Source organism: Brevibacillus sp. Leaf182, assembly GCF_001423865.2.
Taxonomy (GTDB): Bacteria; Bacillota; Bacilli; order Brevibacillales; family Brevibacillaceae; genus Brevibacillus; species Brevibacillus brevis_C.
This window is the reverse complement of record NZ_LMPN02000019.1, coordinates 158304-178594: the sequence shown is the minus strand read 5'-3', so window position 1 is coordinate 178594 and position 20291 is coordinate 158304. Positions and strand designations below refer to the sequence as shown.

General features: G+C 46.7%; 19 protein-coding genes. 11 read left to right on the top strand and 8 right to left on the bottom strand.

Annotated features, from left to right (window positions below; translation table 11 throughout):
* Nucleotides 1-10: 10 nt before the first annotated feature.
* Nucleotides 11-1288: a phosphoribosylamine--glycine ligase gene (gene purD / locus ASG16_RS09925; protein ID WP_056494707.1), complete on the top strand. Its 1278-nt coding sequence runs from the start codon at nt 11-13 to the stop codon at nt 1286-1288.
* 341 nt (nt 1289-1629) lie between these two features.
* Here purD and ASG16_RS09920 read toward each other — a convergent pair whose 3' ends face one another.
* The 3 genes from ASG16_RS09920 to ASG16_RS09910 form a co-directional block, all read right to left on the bottom strand.
* Nucleotides 1630-2838, bottom strand: coding sequence for an MFS transporter (locus ASG16_RS09920; RefSeq protein ID WP_056494710.1), 1209 nt, complete (start codon nt 2836-2838; stop codon nt 1630-1632).
* Between the two features lie 11 nt (nt 2839-2849).
* The gene (locus ASG16_RS09915; RefSeq protein ID WP_017249722.1) at nt 2850-3233 is read right to left on the bottom strand and encodes a MarR family winged helix-turn-helix transcriptional regulator; all 384 of its coding nucleotides are present in this window, start codon (nt 3231-3233) and stop codon (nt 2850-2852) included.
* A gap of 119 nt (nt 3234-3352) precedes the next feature.
* Complete coding sequence (locus ASG16_RS09910) at nt 3353-4249, bottom strand: LysR family transcriptional regulator (protein WP_056494715.1); 897 nt, start codon at nt 4247-4249, stop codon at nt 3353-3355.
* A 127-nt stretch (nt 4250-4376) separates the two neighbouring features.
* On the opposite strand from ASG16_RS09910, the gene ASG16_RS09905 reads away from it, so the two are divergent.
* Nucleotides 4377-5420 carry a zinc-binding dehydrogenase gene (locus tag ASG16_RS09905; protein WP_048031077.1) on the top strand — a complete coding sequence of 348 codons (1044 nt, stop codon included), beginning with the start codon at nt 4377-4379 and terminating at the stop codon, nt 5418-5420.
* 15 nt (nt 5421-5435) lie between these two features.
* Nucleotides 5436-6890, top strand: coding sequence for an aldehyde dehydrogenase family protein (locus ASG16_RS09900; protein WP_056494718.1), 1455 nt, complete (start codon nt 5436-5438; stop codon nt 6888-6890).
* A 71-nt stretch (nt 6891-6961) separates the two neighbouring features.
* On the opposite strand, the gene ASG16_RS31505 is transcribed toward ASG16_RS09900, so the two are convergent.
* Both ASG16_RS31505 and ASG16_RS09895 read right to left on the bottom strand, forming a co-directional pair.
* A complete protein-coding gene (locus tag ASG16_RS31505) occupies nt 6962-7096 on the bottom strand; it encodes an EYxxD motif small membrane protein (protein ID WP_255412999.1) in 135 nt (44 codons plus the stop codon).
* An 18-nt stretch (nt 7097-7114) separates the two neighbouring features.
* A complete protein-coding gene (locus ASG16_RS09895; RefSeq protein WP_056494720.1) occupies nt 7115-7657 on the bottom strand; it encodes a YgaP family membrane protein in 543 nt (180 codons plus the stop codon).
* Nucleotides 7658-7819: 162 nt separating this feature from the next.
* On the opposite strand from ASG16_RS09895, the gene ASG16_RS09890 reads away from it, so the two are divergent.
* From ASG16_RS09890 to pdxR, 7 genes are all read left to right on the top strand, one after another.
* Nucleotides 7820-9577: an adenine deaminase C-terminal domain-containing protein gene (locus ASG16_RS09890; protein WP_056495080.1), complete on the top strand. Its 1758-nt coding sequence runs from the start codon at nt 7820-7822 to the stop codon at nt 9575-9577.
* 233 nt (nt 9578-9810) lie between these two features.
* Nucleotides 9811-11046 carry a branched-chain amino acid ABC transporter substrate-binding protein gene (locus ASG16_RS09885; protein WP_056494723.1) on the top strand — a complete coding sequence of 412 codons (1236 nt, stop codon included), beginning with the start codon at nt 9811-9813 and terminating at the stop codon, nt 11044-11046.
* Between the two features lie 157 nt (nt 11047-11203).
* Nucleotides 11204-12154, top strand: a complete 951-nt coding sequence (locus tag ASG16_RS09880; RefSeq protein ID WP_048035678.1) for a branched-chain amino acid ABC transporter permease — start codon at nt 11204-11206, stop codon at nt 12152-12154.
* Between the two features lie 9 nt (nt 12155-12163).
* Entirely contained in the window at nt 12164-13447 is a 1284-nt protein-coding gene (locus ASG16_RS09875; protein ID WP_056494726.1) for a branched-chain amino acid ABC transporter permease, read from the top strand.
* A gap of 21 nt (nt 13448-13468) precedes the next feature.
* The gene (locus tag ASG16_RS09870) at nt 13469-14245 is read left to right on the top strand and encodes an ABC transporter ATP-binding protein (RefSeq protein WP_007717354.1); all 777 of its coding nucleotides are present in this window, start codon (nt 13469-13471) and stop codon (nt 14243-14245) included.
* 14 nt (nt 14246-14259) lie between these two features.
* The gene (locus ASG16_RS09865) at nt 14260-14967 is read left to right on the top strand and encodes an ABC transporter ATP-binding protein (protein ID WP_007717358.1); all 708 of its coding nucleotides are present in this window, start codon (nt 14260-14262) and stop codon (nt 14965-14967) included.
* A gap of 73 nt (nt 14968-15040) precedes the next feature.
* Entirely contained in the window at nt 15041-16531 is a 1491-nt protein-coding gene (gene pdxR, locus ASG16_RS09860; RefSeq protein ID WP_056494729.1) for a MocR-like pyridoxine biosynthesis transcription factor PdxR, read from the top strand.
* 38 nt (nt 16532-16569) lie between these two features.
* On the opposite strand, the gene ASG16_RS09855 is transcribed toward pdxR, so the two are convergent.
* Nucleotides 16570-17106, bottom strand: a complete 537-nt coding sequence (locus ASG16_RS09855; protein ID WP_056494732.1) for a hypothetical protein — start codon at nt 17104-17106, stop codon at nt 16570-16572.
* 526 nt (nt 17107-17632) lie between these two features.
* A complete protein-coding gene (locus ASG16_RS09850; protein ID WP_056494735.1) occupies nt 17633-18085 on the bottom strand; it encodes a hypothetical protein in 453 nt (150 codons plus the stop codon).
* A 52-nt stretch (nt 18086-18137) separates the two neighbouring features.
* Between ASG16_RS09850 and ASG16_RS09845 the strand changes: the two genes are divergently transcribed.
* Entirely contained in the window at nt 18138-19112 is a 975-nt protein-coding gene (locus tag ASG16_RS09845; protein ID WP_056494738.1) for a hypothetical protein, read from the top strand.
* 314 nt (nt 19113-19426) lie between these two features.
* Here the strand turns inward: ASG16_RS09845 and ASG16_RS09840 are convergent, their stop codons facing one another.
* Nucleotides 19427-20188: an IclR family transcriptional regulator gene (locus tag ASG16_RS09840; protein WP_056494740.1), complete on the bottom strand. Its 762-nt coding sequence runs from the start codon at nt 20186-20188 to the stop codon at nt 19427-19429.
* Nucleotides 20189-20291 lie beyond the last annotated feature (103 nt).

The window sequence follows — 20291 nt, the reverse complement described above, 5'->3', positions numbered from 1 at the left end:
AGGAAATACGATGAAAATATTAGTGATCGGCGGCGGCGGTCGAGAACACACGATTGCCTGGAAGCTGTTGCAGAGCTCTAAAGTGACAAAGGTATACTGTGCACCAGGAAACGGGGGCACCGCCCAAATCGCACAAAACGTGCCGATTGGCGTTTTCGATTTTGCTGCACTGGCGCAATTCGTCAAAGATGAGGGAATTGATCTGACTGTCGTTGGCCCGGAAGATCCTTTACTGGCGGGGATTGTGGACTTTTTCCAGGAGCGCAATCTGCCGATCTATGGCCCGAACGAAAAAGCGGCAATGATCGAGGGCAGCAAGTCTTTTGCGAAAAGTTTAATGAAACGCTACGAGATTCCGACGTCTGCCTATGAATCGTTCCTGGATTACGAATCGGCGAGCGCGTACGTGAGAGAGCAGGGAGCTCCTATCGTTGTCAAAGCGGACGGCTTGGCAGCGGGGAAAGGTGTCGTTGTCGCAGAGACGGTGGAGGAAGCAGAAGAGGCACTCCGTCAGATCATGCAGGAAAGCGTCTTTGGTGAAGCGGGAGCGCGTGTGGTCATTGAGGAGTGCATGTTCGGCGAAGAGCTGTCGCTGCTGTCTTTCGTCGATGGAGAGACGGTTAAGCCGATGATTACTTCCCAGGATCATAAGCGAATTTTCAATGATGACCGTGGTCCCAATACAGGCGGCATGGGAACATACGCCCCTGTACCGCAAATGTCTGCTGAGCTGGTGGACGAGATCGTCAAAACGATTGTCCAGCCGATGGCGTCAGGGATGGCCAAGGATGGCATTCCGTTTAAAGGCATTCTCTACACAGGACTGATGATTACGGAGCAAGGCCCGAAAGTCGTGGAGTTCAATGCGCGTTTTGGCGATCCAGAGACACAGGTACTCTTGCCGTTGCTCGAAACAGATTTGCTCGATATTTTTGTAGGAACGGTCAATGGCGAGCTCGATGCAGTCGATGTGACATGGCAAAAAGGAAGTGCTGTCTGTGTCGTCATGGCAGCACCGGGTTATCCGGGCGAATATCCAAAGGGTGCGTTGATTCAAGGACTGGGTCAGGCAAACGAGGGAGCTATGGTGTTTCACGCAGGTACGAAGGAAACCGAGGAAGGGATCGTTACGAGCGGTGGCCGTGTGCTTGGCGTTGTGGCAACAGGATCGGATTTGGCGCAAGCGCGTGAGACAGCCTATGCGAAGGTCCAAGGAATCTCGTTTGACGGGGCGCAGTATCGAACGGATATTGCGGCACGTGCGATGAAGTATCAGCAAAAGGGATAAATAAAAGAACAAGCTGTTCCTTCGGTAGAAATTACTACTTGGGGAACAGCTTTTTTACATGTGCTGGAAGGTGTGTCTACACCAAAAATAGCATTATACAAATAAAACTATTCCTTACAAACGGAGTAGTTTTATTTGTATAATGCCAATAATAGTAAAAATTTAGGGGGTAAGGGTATTTATGGGGAGTGTAGGTTACCCTGGTCTTATCTTTATGGTGGTTTTGGTAATTGTTGCTGCAGTAATCGTATATAGCTTAACAGCACCGCAGAAAAGAAAGAGGCGCTAAAAGGCGCCTAATTCTACGGGGTTCAATCTTTATCGTGTCGCTTAAGCTTCTATTACACACCAACGTTCTCACTCGCAATCGCCGCTTTTTTCGCTTTAGCCGCAGCCAACTGCGAAAGGAAATAAACGATAAGGAACAGCAGCAAGCAAGCTGCCGACCAGCGGTACATGACAGAGTAGCTCGAATGTGTCGCAATGACGCCGAGGAGCATAGAGCCGACCGCGATACCCAGATCGATGGAATTAAAGAACAGTCCGTTCGCCATGCCTCGTTGCTCAGGTGTGACGACCTTCACCATCCACGCCTGGATAGATGGCTGAATCATGCCGTAGCCAAGCCCGTAGAAGGCAGCAGAGACGAGAAGCAAGGACTCTGTCGTTGTCAGGGACAGGAGCAAAAGGCTGATCCCGACGAAAATCGCACCGGGAGGCAGGACAGCAATGTGCCCTTTGCGATCATACAGCTTGCCGGAAAACGGACGAATCAACACCATCGCCAGTGCATTCGTAAGGAAAAACCAGCCGACATTCTCAATGTGGGCTTCTTTTCCGTACAAGGCCAAAAAGCTGAGAATCCCGCCATACGTAATAGACAAACAAAAATTCAGTCCAGCTGGAAGCAGCAGCTTTTTATCATAAAAACGGCGAATGCCTGTGACAGTTTGTACGTTCCCGGACGACACAGGAAGCTGATTGTAGGCGCGAATAAAATGCATCAACGGAAAAATAATGGCAACTAACAACACGAGAACCATAAGCATCGATCCGAATCCAAACCCATTTAAAACTCCAAGTCCAATCAACGGGCCGAGTGCCATTGCCAAGCTGGTCGATAAGCCGAAATACCCCATGCCTTCGCCGATCCGTTTGGCAGGAATCACATTGGAGACAATCGTCGGAAAGGTCGTGCTACCCATCCCAAAGCCGATACCGACCAGAATTCGCAACAGAAGAAAGAAAACAATGCTTCCCGCCCAGTAATAGCCTGCGCTAAAAATCGCGACGAATCCAAGGGCGACGATCGCCAAGAGCTTACTGCTTTTTGTTTTCAACGCTTCCCCGGTAAACACCCTTGCGATCACTGCTGCAAGTGAAAACAAGCTGATGACCAGGCTGACGACAAAATCATTGGCCTGATACGCTTCCTTCACATAGGCAGGAAAGGTAGGGGTCTGCATTTGAACAGTGAGAAACAACAACAAATTGCATACAGTTAACAGGACAAAATCTCTCGTCCACAGTCTCTCTCTACTCTCTCCCAATGCTGTCACTCCTAGTCTGTCGTTTTTCTATTGATGTTCTCGTTAATCTCCAGCAAGATTTCTCGTAAGAAGGCCAGCTTTTCAGGAGAGATACCCTCCAAAATGTCTGCGACGGCATGAGCCTCTACAGGGATCGCCTGCTCAATCCATTCCCGTCCTTTCGGGGAAAGGGTAATGATGTAGGCGCGGCGGTCTTGTTCGCTCAATGTCTTTTCGATAAAGCCTTTTTTGGCAAGTGTATCTAAAATGCGTGTCATGGAAGGCTGATCCTTGGCCGAGCGCTGGGCCAGCTCTTTTTGATTGATGCCCTCTTCTTCGCGTAGCCGATAAAGGACGGCAAACTGCTCCGTGGTCAAATCAAATTCCTTTAAAAAAAGGGAAACATAATGAATCATTCTCCGGTATGTATTTCCAATGAGAAATCCAACCGGTTCTTTTTGCCAATGATCGATCAGGGGAATAACCCTCTTTCGTCCAAAATACTTGCAATGACAATTATATGCATAACAAGTAATTATGTAAATGGAAAACGCTGTAACTCTTTGAAATAATCAATGGTAAATTCCCGAAAGCGCTGTGCTGCTTGGGATAAATAATGCTTTCGTGACCACGCAATGCCTCTGGTAATCTGACATTCTGGATCTGTAATCCTGATTTTATTTGGGATGAGATGCGATCTCATTTTCCAACTCATAGCAGGGACGAAGCACACCCCGATCCCTTGTCTAATCAAGGATACGATGGCATCAGGCTCGTCTACCTCAAAAATTACTTTCGGGGAAAAGCCTGCCTGCAAACAATGTTCATCCATGAAGTTACGAAGCCAAAATCCTTGGCGTACACTCAAAAAGTGTTCATTCTTCAGTATTTTCAACGGAACAGATTCTTGGCCCACCAAGTGGTGTTTTTCTGGGACCACAACATAAATTTCCTCGGTAATGAGTTGTTGCCATTCTAAATCAGGACTGTCGATTACTCCCGAGGTGATGCCAATATCAATCTCGCCATTTTCAAGCATCTTCTTGACAACAGGTGTTGGTTCGAACACTTGGCGAAACTGGACGTCCGGATATAGACGCAAAAACTTTCCCAATAAATCAGGGATGACACCAGTAATAGAAACAGCCAGGGTAATGCTTCCTTTACTTAGCCCGGCCATATCTCGCACGATGCTTTCACCTTGTTCCAGCACATGAAAGATTTGCTCTACATGCTCCGCATATACCTTTCCGAATTGATTCAAACGAATTTTGCGACCGTGGCGGTCAAACAACGGTACACCCACGCGTTCTTCCAAGCGTGCAATCATTATGCTCAAAGAAGGCTGACTGATATTCAGTACCTCAGCGGCCTTTGTCATGTGTTCCAACCGGGCTACAGTCAAGAAATATTTCATCTGAAGCAGGTCCATTGTCTATTTCCCTTTCTATATAGACGTTTATCTATCATTTAGATAATTATAATATATTATTCATTATGAAAATAACTTCCTATAATGAAGGCGAACGAATACTCAGTCGATGGGAGTTGTATAAAGCATGAGAGCTGCAGTCCTTGAAGCTTTTAATCAACCTTTAGTTGTAAAACATGTCGCAGACCCTGAATTGACCCCAGACGGTGTTATCTTGAAATTGGTGGCGTCCGGTGTATGCCGTAGCGACTTGCACGCGATTCACGGAAAGATGTCTATGGTTCAAAATTTCCCGCATATTCTCGGACATGAAATGAGCGGTGTTGTGGAACAAGTCGGAAGCAACATCCGTAATTTCAAAAAAGGCGACCGCGTTATCGTACCTTTCACCCAAGGCGATGGTGTATGCCCGCATTGCTTGTCCGGTCACAATAACGTTTGCGATAACAGCCAATTGGTCGGCATGCATTTTAACGGAGGATATGCAGAATATATCCACATTCCAAACGCGGACCTGAACCTTCTTCATCTGCCTGAGAACGTTGATTTCCTGAGTGCGGCTGCCATGGGTTGCCGATTCATGACGGCTTTCCATGGGACAGTTGCCCAAGGAAACGTTCGTCCAGGGGAATGGGTCGCTGTTTATGGCACCGGAGGCGTGGGGCTATCTGCTATCCAAATTGCAGCAGCAGCAGGCGCGAACGTCATCGCGGTCGACATTGCCGACGATAAGCTCGCATTCGCCAAAGAAATGGGAGCGGTTGCAACTGTTAATAGCAAAGAAGAAAATGCGCCTCAAGCTATCAAGGAAATAACGAAGGGCGGCGCTCATCTATCCATCGATGCCCTGGGTATTCAGGAAACATGCCTCAATTCGATCATGAGCCTGCGCAAACGCGGACGTCATGTACAAATCGGTTTGAGCTCCAATCCAAACGGCGGTATGACACCGATTCCGGTTAATCTCGTGCTCGGACACGAATTGCAACTAATTGGTTCTGCTGGCATGCCGATCCCGGAGTTTCCCGCAATGCTTAATATGGTCAGCCAAGGCAAGGTCGCACCAGGGAAATTGATCACAAAACAAATCGCTTTGGATGACATCAATGCTGCATTCGATGAAATGGTTTCTTATGGCGGCGTAGGGGTAACTGTCATTACAAAATTTTAAGGGGGTCACCGAGAGATGGCAGATAAATTCTCCATGCAATATATCAACGGGGTTTGGCGCGAAGGCTCAAGTGATTACGTGTATGAAAATGTAAACCCTTACAATGGTGACGTGGTAGCCCGCATGAAGCTGGCGAATCGAAACGACATTGATGAGGCATACCAGGCAGCGAAGCAAGCGCAGAAAAAATGGGCACAGGCTTCGGCTGACGAGAAGAAGCAAGTGCTGCGACGTGCAGCTCAGCTCATGCAGGAAAGAAAAGACGAATACATTGGAATCATGATAAAGGAGACAGGAAGCTCGTTCGTCAAAGCGATGGCCGAATTCATGGTTTCGGTTGGGATGATCGTGGCTTCTATTGAGTATGTGGATCGCATGTATGAGCCACAAATTTTCCCAGGTACTGTCCCTGGCAAAGAGAATCATATCTACCGTCACCCAATCGGTGTGATCGGTGTCATTACACCTTTCAATTTCCCGCTTATGTCTGCGATGCGCGTAATCGCTCCGGCGATTGCTGTGGGTGACGCTCTCGTTCTCAAGCCGGATTCCGGCACATACATGTCGGGCGGTCCGTTTATTGCTGATATTTTTGAGCAAGCAGGCCTTCCAAAAGGTGTCCTGAATGTCGTCGGCTATGATATCGCAGAGGTAGGAGATTACTTGATCGAACACCCGGTTCCACGGATCATTTCCTTTACGGGATCTACAAATGTCGGCCGTCATATCGGTGCATTGTGCGGCCAGCATCTGAAGCGTGTTTCTCTTGAACTCGGCGGTAACAATCCGTTCGTTGTACTGGAAGATGCTGATCTGGATGCTGCGATTGATGCAGCCGTATTCGGAAAATTTTTCAATGTTGGACAAGTATGTGTGTGCACAAATCGCATGTTCGTTCATCGCAAGCATTACGACGAGTTTGTCCGCCGTTTCGCGGAACGAGCAGAGCAACTGCCATACGGCGACCCAATCGATCCAAAAGTAATTATCGGTCCACTGATCAACGAACGCCAAATGCAGAAGGTCATCGGTATTGCGGAGGATGCAAAGCAGGATGGCGCACGCGTTGTGCTGGAAGGTAAGCGTATCGGCAATATTTTGACTCCGTATGTTTTTGCAGATGTGAAGCAGGATTCGCGACTGGCTCAAACCGAAATTTTCGGACCGATTGCAACCATTATTCCATTCGAGTCAGATGAAGAAGTGCTGGAGTGGACCAATAACACAGAGTATGGCTTGTCTGGCGCAGTCTTTACGCAGGATTTGGAAAAAGGCATTGCATTTGCACGTGCTGTCGAAAGTGGCATGACACATGTCAATGACGCTACCGCTAACCTGGATATGAACGCTCCGTTTGGTGGAGAGAAAAGCTCCGGCATTGGCCGCTACGGCGGTGAAATCGGCTTGGAAGAATTCACGACAGTAAAATGGGTGTCCGTCCAGACAGAACCGCGCAAATTCCCTTTCTAATATGATTTGTGAAAAGCCCGTTACATTTTCATCGAATGTAACGGGCTTTTCGTCTTCCTGTCTATGATTGGCTATTGTCGATATCTTCCTCTTCTTTTCGACGTCCGAAAGAAGTAATATCCCATCACGCCGATGACGCCAATAATCGTGGCAATAACAAAGAAGTTATGGGACATCCATTCATACATCTGGGAGCCGACAAGCATATGCAGTGCCTCCTCTCCTTATCTGTACGTGGGGTAGCGAGTAGTGCTGCTGTTATTATTATCTTGGGAGCGAAATGAAATGAACTCTCTTGCCGCCTTTTCGAGAAGTTGATCCTCGGAGGTAAGCTTCGTGTTTTGCAGATTGTTGATTGGTTGTATTTCCTGATTCGTTGATGATTGAGGGCTTGCAGAATACTGTATGTTTGTCTTATTGGTGGTAGATGGCGTATTGCTCGCATCATCCTGGCTGTTGTTCGAGTCTTTGATGGGCGCAATATTCATGGAGCGCGTGAACTGATTGACTGCCATCTGTACGCCTTTTTTCTTGAGTTGATCCATCATGCCCTGCATGCCATTCCCTTTTTTCGTATTGATGCCCAGCGCTGCGTACATCGGACAAAAGCGAGTAGCTCCTTCTGCTACTTTCATGGCTGAAAAAGCCATGAGCAGCCATGGAGTGTTGTATGGGCGGCGGTTCATTCTACCGATGCCGTATGCCAAGCCTAACAGACCGCCAGTTATGCGAATCAGCGCGTCAGTTCTACCTACGTTTTTGTGCATGAGAGTTGTCCTCCTGTCGCAATTACTTCTATTCGATAGTCTGCGATGAAGGGCGACAAGACACCCGTGGGAATTGTTACTACCACCACCAAGCTTGCAGGGGAATGATTTATGGGCGGCGAAGCTGTAGACATCGGAAGACCAACAAGGAGAGAAGAAATGATGCGCGTACGAGCCATATCAGATCGTGATTACTTGAACATGATTCGCGTGAGTAGACGTCAGGCACCGGCAAGCCTCTGGATAAAAGGCGCAAGTGTTCTGAATGTGTATACAAAGGAATGGCAAGAGCATCACGTTGCAGTGGCAGGAGAACGTATTGCTTATGTAGGAGAAAAAGAGCCGTTGGTCGATGACCAGACTGTGATCATCGAGGCGGCTGGACAGTATCTCGTGCCGGGTTACATCGAGCCACACGCGCATCCGTTTCAATGGTACAACCCTTACACGTTGGCTGACTTTGCTCTGCAAACGGGAACGACTGGAATGATGTCGGACTCATTGATGCTGATGCATCTGCCTTTTTCGCAAACAGCAGCGATCATGGATTCTCTGGTAGCTCATCCGGTGAAGCAATTTTTCTGGGGCAGACTCGACCCGCAGACAGGGAAAGCTCATCCGGCGTTCACCAAGGAAAGCTTGGCGCGAATGCTGGAGCATCCACGCGTGATCCAGGGTGGGGAGTTGACGAATTGGGGCGGCGTTTTACAAGAGGATGAAACGCTGCTTTTTGGTTTGAAGCATACGCGGGATTTGGGCAAAAGGATGGAGGGGCATCATCCGGGAGCTTCTTACGAGACCTTGAACATTGCCGCATCAGCCGGCGTAACAGCTTGTCATGAGGCCATCGATGCAGTAGATTTGCTGGCGCGCATCCGTGTAGGCATGTATGCGACACTGCGTCATTCCTCTATTCGCCCTGATCTGCCGGAGCTGGTGAAGGGCTGGCTGGAGTTGGGGGTGCCGTGGTCATCACGGATGATGCTCACGTCAGATGGAAGTACGCCGCCGATGCATCGTGACGGGTTCATGAATAGTACGATCCGTGTGGCAATCGAAGCAGGGATGCCACCAGAAGAAGCGTATGTCATGGCGACACTAAACCCGGCTGTCTATTACGGGCTGGACGCGGAGATCGGAGGAATTGCGCCGGGCCGAATCGCGGATATGCTGTTGTTGACGGCAAAGGATCAACCGACACCATCCATCGTAATTGCAAATGGACAACGGGTGGCAGAAAAGGGAACCCTGCTCGTCCCAACCGTTCAGCCACAATGGGACGAAGCTTCGTTACGTTTGTCAGATCCATTGAAAAAGCAGGCACATCCTGATTGGTTCCGCCTAAGGCCAGATGAAGATGGGAAAGCCCCTGTGTTACAGATGCTGAATGCCGTTATCACACGGTTGTCGCTAGAGGACATGCCCGTTGATCAGGATGGTTATGTATCTTTGCAGCATGATCCGCAGTTAGCGCTGATCGCGACCATTGATGCAACTGGCGGCAATCGAACATTGGCAGTGCTTCATGGCTTCGGTGAGCATCTCGAAGGGCTGGCCAGCACCTATTCGGCGTCTGGCGATTGGATCGTAATCGGACGCGATCCCCGAGCGATGGCGCAAGCATTGGAACACATTCGCGAAATAAAAGGCGGGGTCGTCCTGATCGATGAAGGAAAAATAATTTGTGAATGCCCATTACCTCTTACTGGAAAATTCGCATCTGCACCTATGGAGGAAGTGATCAGCATGGGTGAAAATTTGGTAAATCAGCTCCGTTCCAAAGGCCATGTCCATCTCGACCCGATTTATTCGATTTTGTTTTTTACCGCTACCCACTTACCGTATGCCCGTCTTACAGCAACAGGCATTGTCGATGTTAAGAGTGGGCAAATCATCGTTCCGGCACTCCCTCTACCTTGAGGGACCGCTTGCGGTCACAAACGATTACTGATTGTTTGTGCATCAATGATATATGTATATAAAATATATTTTACTTCTTGTAAATTATCAGATTTATTTTAAAATAAAAACAACCAAGCCTCATCTATCTTTATCCCCGAAGAGTTATTGTTTTTGAAAGTCGCAACCTGGCTAACAAGGTAGATGGACTGGGTAACAAGAACAAAGAATGATAAAAGGGGGATTCATTCTGAATGAAAAAGCGCTATTATGTCGGGGTTTTATCTGCGGTATTAGCTGCGAGTATGGCATTAACAGGTTGCGCAGGAAACAGTAATTCAAGCGGCGGTAGTAACGCAAGCGGGGGCCAAAGTCAGCCAGCTCCAAGCAACAGCGGTGGCGGAAAGACCGAGGGTGGTCTCATCAAGATTGCCACACAATCCCCACTATCCGGGAGCAATTCTGCTGTGGGAGATGCGATTAAGACAGGCGCAGGTTACGCTCTCGAAAAGCGCAAGGAAGAGTTTAAAGCACTTGGCTTTGATCTCCAGCTTTTCCCTCAGGATGATCAAGGCGACCCGAAAATCGGGGTATCCAATGCGGAGATGCTCATCTCTGATCCCGATGTGTACGGTGTAGTTGGGCACTATAACACAGGTGTTGCCATTCCATCGTCTGTGAAGTACGAGGAAGGCAAGCTGGTCATGGTATCTCCAGCAAATACAGGGGTAAAGCTCACGGAGGAAGGCAAGAAAACCGTCCATCGAATCTGTGCTCGCGATGACGCGCAAGGACCAAAGGCTGCTCTTTATGCAAAAAATACACTTGGTGTAAAAACGGCCTATATTATCCATGATAAGACTGCATACGGCCAAGGTCTGAGTGATCAAGTAAAGATGCAATTCGAAAAGGACGGAGTTCAAATTCTTGGCTTCGAAGGCATTACCCAGGGCGAAAAGGACTACAGCGCGGTACTTAACCAGGTAACGGTGAAAAACCCGGACATTATCTTTTTCGGCGGTCTTTATCCAGAAGGTGGAATCTTGATCAAGCAAGCTCGTGAAAAAGGATTTAAGGGTTATTTTATGGGTGGCGACGGCTTGGATTCTTCTGATATGATAAAAATAGCCGGTGATGCTGTCGAAGGTGTAGTCTTTACGTCAGTAGCAGGGGACGTAACGCAGACCGAAGAGGGCAAGAAATGGGCTGAAGAGTACAAAAAAGTCACAAACAAGCCTCTGGAAACCTATTCCGTCTACGGTTTCGACTCTATGAACGTCATCCTCAATGGTGTTTTGGAAGCTACCAAAGCAAACGGAGGCAAAAAACCAACCCGCGAGCAAGTCCTCGATGCAGTCCACAAAACCAAAGATTTTCAGGGTCAATTCACCAAGGTTACCTTTGATGAAAAAGGTGACAACACAAATGCAGATGTATTTATTTACAAGTTTGACAAGGACAAATCCATTTTCGTAGGCAAGGCCGAGTAATCACACCACACAACGCGCACACACTCCCATGCCTCATATCAGGATAGGGGGCTGCACGCCGGTGTTGGCCCCTTTTCCACGAGAAAACAAGTCCAGTCAACCGAATGAATGCAGAAAATTTGTACAAGTTCACATGAGAAATGAGGGATGAAAAAGCATGATCAACATTTTGCCTCAGGTGTTGGTTGACGGATTGACACTTGGATTTATGTACGCAGTCGTGGCTTTAGGCTACACAATGGTTTACGGGATTTTGGAAATTATCAACTTTGCTCATGGAGACATTTTCATGGTCGGAGCCTTTATCGGTACAGAGGTATTATTGATCTCTGATGCGCTAGGGGCACTCGAAGGTATGAATCCATTTGTCGCACTTTTCATAACACTCATAATTGCCATGGTATTAACTGGTGCTTTGGGGGTAGGAATTGAGAGGATTGCCTATCGACCATTGCGTGGAGCACCTCGTCTTGTGCCGTTGATTTCGGCGATTGGCGTATCGTTTTTGCTGCAGGACCTCGTACGTTTTACAGAAGCACTAGCTCGTAATGAGTTTTATCTGAATAGTCCCGCTCTTTTTACAGGTTCGATTCCAATAGGTAGTATTGCTACGATCCCAACAAAAGGATTGATCGTCATTGTAATTGCGATCGTCATGATGATTGCGTTGACGTTGTTTGTGAATAAAACAAAGTGGGGAATCGCCATGCGCGCCGTTGCACAAGACCAGAGTACGGCTTCGCTGATGACCATAAATGTAAACAAAGTAATCATGCTTACGTTTTTGATTGGCTCCAGTCTGGGTGGCGCGACAGGTGTTCTGTTTGCGCAAAACTACGGGACGATCGATCCGTATATCGGTTTTATTCTTGGTCTAAAAGCATTTACCGCTGCCGTGCTCGGCGGGATTGGGAACCTGCGTGGTGCGATGATCGGTGGCGTACTCCTCGGTCTTCTAGAATCCCTGTCCGGTGCCTTCATGGGGCCACTAACCAATGGAGCCTTTGGTGCAGAGTACAAAGATGTGTTTGCGTTCAGTATTTTAATTCTCGTGCTTCTCTTCAAGCCGGAAGGACTGTTTGGCGAAGCTGTAAAAGAGAAAGTGTAGGTGAAATAAATGGCAAATTTCGCTTGGAAATCGTTCAAAGGCATTCCGCTCGTATTTACGTTGATCTGGATTGTAGCTTTTTCTGCCGCGTTGTACCTCATGGATAAATCGGTTATCGCGTTTCTCGGCATTCTTTCTTCCATCGTGCTTGTTTATTACACCAATACCTCCAAGTCGATCAAAATGGTGATTGGCGCTATCGTTCTCCTCCTGATCATTCCGTTGGTAGCCGGTGAAAACCGTTACTACATGGAGGTAGCTTCACAGGTAGGCATCTACGTAGCGATGGCTTTGGGCTTGAATATCGTAGTAGGCTTTGCTGGTCTGCTTGACTTGGGTTACGTTGCGTTTTTTGCTGCTGGGGCCTATGCGTACGCGATTTTCTCGACCTCGCAAGCGAATGAGTTTATTGCAGGGAATCTGTTCCCTCTCTCCGGTGAGTGGTTTTGGCCATTTCTCATAGTCGGCTTGATCGTGGCCGCCGTTTTCGGAATATTGCTAGGATTGCCAGTTCTCAGAGTAAAAGGGGATTACCTCGCGATCGTGACCTTGGGCTTCGGTGAAATCATTCGCATTGTCTTCAACAACCTGGACAAGCCCATCAACATCACCAACGGTCCGCAGGGAATCACGCCGATTCCGTCTCCTGAGCTGTTTGGGATCAAAATGGGGACGCCGTTTTACTTTTACTTCATTGTGTTGTTTGTGATTGCCTTTATCGTTTTGGCGAATATACGCTTTGAGCATTCCCGTTTGGGACGTGCATGGATTGCGGTACGTGAGGATGAGCTGGCTGCCCAGTCCATGGGGATTTCCCTGTTGAATACCAAGCTGGCTGCATTTGCACTGGGTGCTTCCTTCGCTGGTGTCGTCGGTGTTATCTTTGCTGCCAAACAGACGTTTATCGATCCGACTTCCTTTACGCTGATGGAATCGATCGGGATATTGGTCATGGTCATTCTGGGTGGGAGTGGCAGTATTCCAGGCGTTGTGCTTGGTGCCGCTTTTGTCACAATCTTGCAGGTACAGTTGTTAAAAGAATTCTCCAACTTCCTGCACGGTCTGCAAAATGCGGGGATCATCAGTTTGCCTAACCAGTTGGACCCATCCAAGTTTCAGCGACTCATTTTCGGAATTATGCTCATTCTCGTTGCCTTGTATCGCCCTAACGGATTGATTCCGGCCAAACGGAAGAAAAACGATCTCGATGCGATCAAAAAGAGCGAGTTTGGCAAAGAAAAGCTGGGGATTCTCGGCAGACTGTCCCAATTGACTTCTGGAAAACAGTCATAGCGGACGAGGAGGGAAATGAGCATGGCATTGTTAGAGGCAAAAAATTTAACGAAGCGCTTTGGTGGCTTGGTAGCCAATCAAGACGTCTCGATTGACATCGAAAAAGGAAGCATTACGGCGGTCATCGGTCCGAATGGGGCCGGAAAAACGACTTTTTTTAATATGATTACCGGATTTTACGAGCCAGACGAGGGAGAAATCCTGCTGAATGGCAAAAGCATCAAGAAGCTTCGTCCTGATCAGATCGCGAGTCGGGGTATCACCCGTACCTTTCAAAACATTCGTCTGTTCAAAGAAATGACGGCATTAGAAAATGTCATGGTGGGCGTGCATAGCCGCCTATCGGCTGGAATTCTCGGAATCTTGTTTAACTCCAAACGTGTACGACAGGAGGAAGAGCGGACGCGCGTCGAGGCTTATCAGCTCATGGAGTATGTCGGGATCGCGCATATTGCCAATGAAGCAGCAGGGAGTCTGCCTTACGGGTTGCAACGAAGACTGGAAATTGCCCGGGCGATGGCGACCAATCCGCAAATTATTTTGCTCGATGAACCGGCGGCAGGGATGAATCCTCGCGAGACGGTTGAGATGACGGATTTTATTCGTCGGCTGAAAAAAGAGCTCGATTTGACGATCATTTTGATCGAGCATGATATGAAGCTGGTCATGGGACTTAGCGAGTACATTCACGTGCTGGATTACGGGAGAAAAATTGCAGAAGGTACACCCGAACAAATCCGCAACAACCCTAACGTCATTGAGGCCTATCTCGGAAAAAGTGCGTCGGACGTGTCGTAGAAGGAGGAAAATCGATGGCATTGCTAGAGCTGACTAACGTTCATACGTATTACGGCGGCATCCACGCATTAAAAGGATTGAGCATAACGGTAAACGAAGGCGAAGTGGTGACGCTGATCGGTTCCAACGGGGCAGGTAAATCGACCACGTTGAAAACGATTTGTGCACAGACCCGTGCCAAAGAAGGAAAAGTCATCTTTAATGGCAAAGACATTACACAGATGCGTACCCATGATATTGCGTTAGCAGGAATTGCCCATGTTCCGGAAGGTCGCCGTATTTTTCCCAAACTGACCGTGCGCGAGAATTTGGAGATGGGTGCCTTCAGTGTATCTGATAAAAAGGTGATTGAAGAAGGAATCGAGCGTGCCTTTGCTTACTTTCCGCGATTGAAGGAACGGGTTAGTCAAAAAGGCGGCACGATGTCCGGGGGTGAGCAGCAAATGCTGGCGATTGCTCGTGGACTGATGATGAAGCCAAAAATTCTCATGCTCGATGAACCGTCGATGGGATTGGCGCCGATTCTGGTGGAGCAGATTTTTGACATCGTTACAGAGCTGAACAAGGAAGGCATGACGATTCTCTTGGTTGAGCAAAATGCGAATCAGGCGCTGTCTGTCGCGCATCGCGGTTATGTGATTCAGACAGGCGAAATTATTTTGCAAGACGACGCTCAGACATTGTTGATGAATCCGCAGGTAAGAGAGGCGTATTTGGCGTAATAGAAAGGTGAGTGCCGATGGGGATTTTTGTCTCCGTCGGTTTTTCATTTGGACAGCGAGGAGAGGATACAGCTTGCTAGATATTAGTCCCCGCTTTGTAGAAGGGAGCGAGCCTCTCTATCTACAGCTATATCGCTATTTTTGTACAGAAATACAGGGGAGGCGCTTGATCTCCGGGACGCGTCTGCCTTCTGTTCGGGCATTGAGCGGATTTTTGCAATTGAGTAAAACGACTGTCGAGAGCGCCTATCATCAGCTCATGGCAGAAGGCTACATCGAGAGTCGGGAGCGCAGCGGATTTTATGTGGTCGATGTGGACTGGGATGGGCCAGTGCCTGTACCTGTACCTGTATCTACAGGGAAAGGGCAGCAACCAAGTAAAACGGCTCACGTCCAAACGCCTGCACCTACGTCTTTACCAGTCCCGGTCCAATATGATTTTCACCAAGCGCGCGTAGATGCCGAGCATTTTCCTTTTGAGCGTTGGCGCAAGTACACCAACCAATGCATGCAGGAAGAAAACAAGCATGTGCTCTACTACGGCGACGGACAAGGAGAGCCGCAGCTACGGGAGGAGCTCGCACGTTATCTCGGACGTGCTCGAGGTGTACAAGCTACGCCGGAACAAATAGTGATCGGTGCGGGAACGCAAGTGATGATCAGCTTATTGATGATCTTATTCGGGATACGAGGACAGGCTGTTGCGATGGAAGAGCCGGGCTATCACGGTGTTCGTGCCGTGTTTTCCCATTTGGGCTATGATGTGCGCCCGATCAAGCTGGAAGAGGATGGGATTGATGTGGAAGCGCTCAGTGAGAGTGGAGCGCAGCTCGTTTATATCACTCCGTCTCATCAGGACCCTTCTGGTATTGTCATGCCGTATGCCAAACGACTAAAGCTGCTACACTGGGCGAATCAGACGGGGAGCTACATCATGGAGGATGACTACGACGGTGAGTTTCGCTATCATGGCAAGCCGATACCTTCCCTTCAAGGGCTGGATACGCAGGGACGCGTCATTTATTTGGGGACGTTCTCCAAGGCGTTGCTGCCGTCGATTCGGATGAGCTATATGGTTTTGCCACAAGCGTTATTGGCGGTGTATCAGGAGAAATTGGCGGATTTTGACCAGTCGGCATCGCGTATTCATCAGGAGACGCTGGCTTTGTTCATGAAAAATGGCGATTGGGAGCGGCATATTCGCAAGATGCGGACGCTTTACCGCAAAAAGCATGGGGTGCTGCTTCAGTGCTTGCAGGAACACTTTGGAACGTACATCCGGATCAAAGGTCAGGATGCTGGGCTGTCCGTAACGGTAGAAGTGGAAAGTAAGAGCACACCGCAACAGTTGACGCAAATTGCGGCTGCATCAGGCGTTCGTGTCTATCCAACCGCACATAAATGGGTTCATCCGCAGGAAAATGGACTTCCGGCTTTTCAGTTCGGATTCGGGGGGCAGACCATCGAGGAGATTGAGGGTGGGATTCGTCTATTGAAACGTGCATGGGAGCCTTATTTACAAGTGGAATGGGAAAATAAAAAACCAATCCAAGGGATCGGGTGAGGAAAAGCAGCATCCCAAAAAGGGAGTGCTGCTAATCATTAGGGGACGTACTGTTCTGTAACTTTTGTGATGATTCCATTCTTTACTTCAACGTGGAACGGTATCTGATAAGGAATTCCCTTTGATAGTACAAACTTTTTAAAAGTATCGGCGTTTACGGCTTCATTCCAATGGAAATTCTCGCCTTGTGTAGAGTTGGTTTGAAGAGTAAACGAAGCCTTTGGAGAAATTTCAAACGTTCTAATTTTAGGACTGCTATTACGAATGTAATATGGCATTGGATAGTCCTCTTTTTCTTTTGGATGATCTTGACGATAAGCTTTTATAGCTGCCTCACCGAAAAACCATTGAACATAGTCAAGCGAGACGATTAGTTTTCCATTTTTCACTTGTAGCGTTTTCACATATGCCATTGATTTTTCAAGGGTATTTCCCTGTTTATCCTTGCTACTTGTTGGAACCATTACTTGGGAAGGAACAGGTGCAAGCGTTTCTTGGGGTGAAGCTGCTTGGGCGTCAGGAACAAACAATGTACAGAATATCAAAGAAGAAAGCAGCAAATATGATTTTCTCATGGGTGTCATTTCCTTTCTATTTACACGTAATACGATTCACAATTAGTAGACGAAAAACGAACTAAACCGTTTCTCCTCTACATGAAAAATTTAACTTAATATTTCGGGAGTCTAACAGCAGCAAAGTGTTCTATAGAAAAGAGACAAAAGTTAGACCTTATAAGGGGAGTGTAGCTCCCCAGGTCAGCTAAAGTGCGGGCGGTGCGGTGAGAAAAACAACATAGGTACTCGTAAGTTTTTTGATAACGTCCTCTCAGATATTGAGGCGGGCAAGGGGTTGGCATTTAAGCCTCCCCGTAACCTGAAGTCGATAAAGCTAATATAAGGCTTGATACTGGTGTGTGTCTTTACCCTATTCCATGTCAGAGATTCAGATGAATACATCTATTATTCGAAGTTAGAAAGTAGTGCATTAAAAATATAATAAATTTACATTAATATACAAAATTGACAATAATACATAAAACGTGATAAAAGGGTAATATTGGTAATTTTTATCACATTTTGTATTGGGGGTGGAATTAATTTATTTCATAAGTGAAATTAGTCTTTTGGCGGATTCACTATCTGAGGGGTTAGATGATAATGCTTCGACACATTTAATAAACTCTTCTAATTCTTGGGGATTATCATCGATTGTTGCATGTTGATAATTTTGAAAGTAGTTTTCTAGCATGTATCCGTAACTAAGTACATTCTTGGCTTCTTCAGTTGTTCCTACAGTAAATGAGGTACTATCAACAAGAATTTGAACTTTACTCGCATGGGAAAGGGCTAATTTATATTTTGTATCCCAATCAGTGCTTTGCCTTAATGAAGTAGCGATGGATCTTAAACTTCTTTGAAAATCAATATCAATGCGCTCTTGGTAAAGTTCTAAATTATTTTTGCTTTTAACCAATCCCCAAATAGTTAGGACATTAGTTACTACTAATGCAGCAATTAATGTAGAGACAAAGTATTTTTTACTAAATTTCAATGTAACCTCACCTTTTCGTTTTCTTTTAATTATATAACAAGGAGTGTAATAAATGTTAAAAAAAGCAAAAATGGCCATATCGGCACTGTTGCTTACATCCATATTTTATATGGATCCTACTACGATTTTGGCGAAATCTAATGACAATTTGAGTCAAGCTGAAATGAAAAAACTAAAGGAAGTCTTTAAGTTTTCTGATCAACACATAGAGGATTTGATAGAGGATGGATTTGTTCAAGATTATTTATCTATGGAAAAACCAGTAGTTAGTAAGAAAGAAGAATACTATGAGCTAACAAGAGAGCCAAACGGTGAAGTCGCAGTCGAGCAACTTACAAAAAAAGAGTTTGATATAAAGGTAACTGAAAACCAAGAGGCCAACGAAGAGAAAGGCAAAGATGCGGAATCAGGTTTAATTTCGACACTAGGACACGATATTGAAGATCGTCACGATTATATAACCTTAGAGACATGGTTCATATATGACGAAGTGGACTGGGACGCACAAGCTTCAGCACGTTTCGAATTTGCAGATAATAGTTCTACATATGGCTTTACAGAAGCAGATCTTTATGATGATATTCTTGCCATTGGTGTTAGCGAAAATGCTCGACTAATGTCTGGTACTGAGGATTTTTCTCTGAAATATCGGTTATATGGGTTCAACGGTGAATACGATAAGTATGGAGATCCTATTAATGAGTGGTACTCTGATAGTAAGACAGATAGTAAAGCAGATTTGCGGGACGAAGGTGGTTACGCATTTAACGTGAACTTCCCCAGTTTAAATAATAATAGAAGACAGCATATAAAAAATATAAGAGGCTACATGAAAGTTGATGTAGAACCTGAGGGTTCTTCTTGGGGTGGAGAGAGATATGATGTATTTAGCCATTATCTGCATACACAGTACAAGATACATTGGTCAGGTGCTTTCTCAATTCCTTTAGGTGGAAGCATTGCATTTGAATACGAAGATGATGTACAAAAAATTACAGGACACACTTCAGAGCGTATTCGCGATTAATTAGTATTTACTGTATCTGACGTTTAGTGTAACGCTTAAAATTAATTGCATATTACTTAACACCAGGAAGACATTTCGAAATATCGATAATGTCTTCTTTGTGTTAAGTAAAGATACGATAGGGAGGTGAATGTCATGCAAACGATGTCTTTGGAGCAGTTTTTTTGAAGAGAACAAAGTCAATAATTCGTGGTGTTGGGTAACGAACCTGATTAGAAACCATCAGATCAAAGACTACTCGCATAAAGAGAAACCTCCTGTCATCGGAGCAGACTGATGAACAGGAGGTTTTTTCATGGCAACTCAAGCTAGCTTCAAGACATTCGATACCCTAACTGAGCAGACATCGCACGTACCGTCGCTAGTGTTTCTTGTAAAATCTCTTCTTGTTTCGGCATCACGCGGTCGGAGGGACCGATGACACTGACGGATGCAGTTACGTGTCCAGTTGAATCAAAAATCGGGGCAGCGATTCCGGTCACGCCTGTATTGCGCCGATTCGAGCTGATTTCATAGCCTCGCTTGCGGATCGTCACCAAATCTTCTTTGATTTCCTCGACTGACGTGTACGAATGAGGTGTGTAGCTTTTTAGCGGGTGTTCCTGCAAAATCTCATCCTGAAACTCCTCTGGCTGATAGGCGAGCAAAACCCTGGCGGCGGAGGTAGAGTAAAGGGGAAAACGTCGGAAGGATTCTACGGTAAAGCGAACAGGATGAAGCGAATCCTCTTTGGCTACATAAATTGCGTCCTTGGAATCTTGTACACATAAGACCGCCAATTCGTTTGTTCGTGAGACAAGCTGGTCCAGAAACGGTTTGGAAAAATCAACGATATCGTGATTCGTGAGCACCTTCGTGCCCAGCTCCAATAGCGTGTAGCCAAGCGTATACTGCTTGGTTTTTTCATTTTGACGGATAAAGCCTTCAGACTCCAGCGTGGACAGGAGCTTGTGAACGGCTCCCTTAGAGAGCTGGAGCTTTTTGCTGAGCTCCGTTACCCCGAGTTCCTTTGGCGAATCGAGAAATATTTTTAACAGCCGACAGCCATTTCGAACAGAAGACAATACTTGGTCCATACAAACGTCTCCTTTACTTACAATAGCCTTATTTTACGTGTAAGAAACAATGCTGACAATCTCGCAATTCGGGCAATGATGATGCTATTACGACTACCTTGAA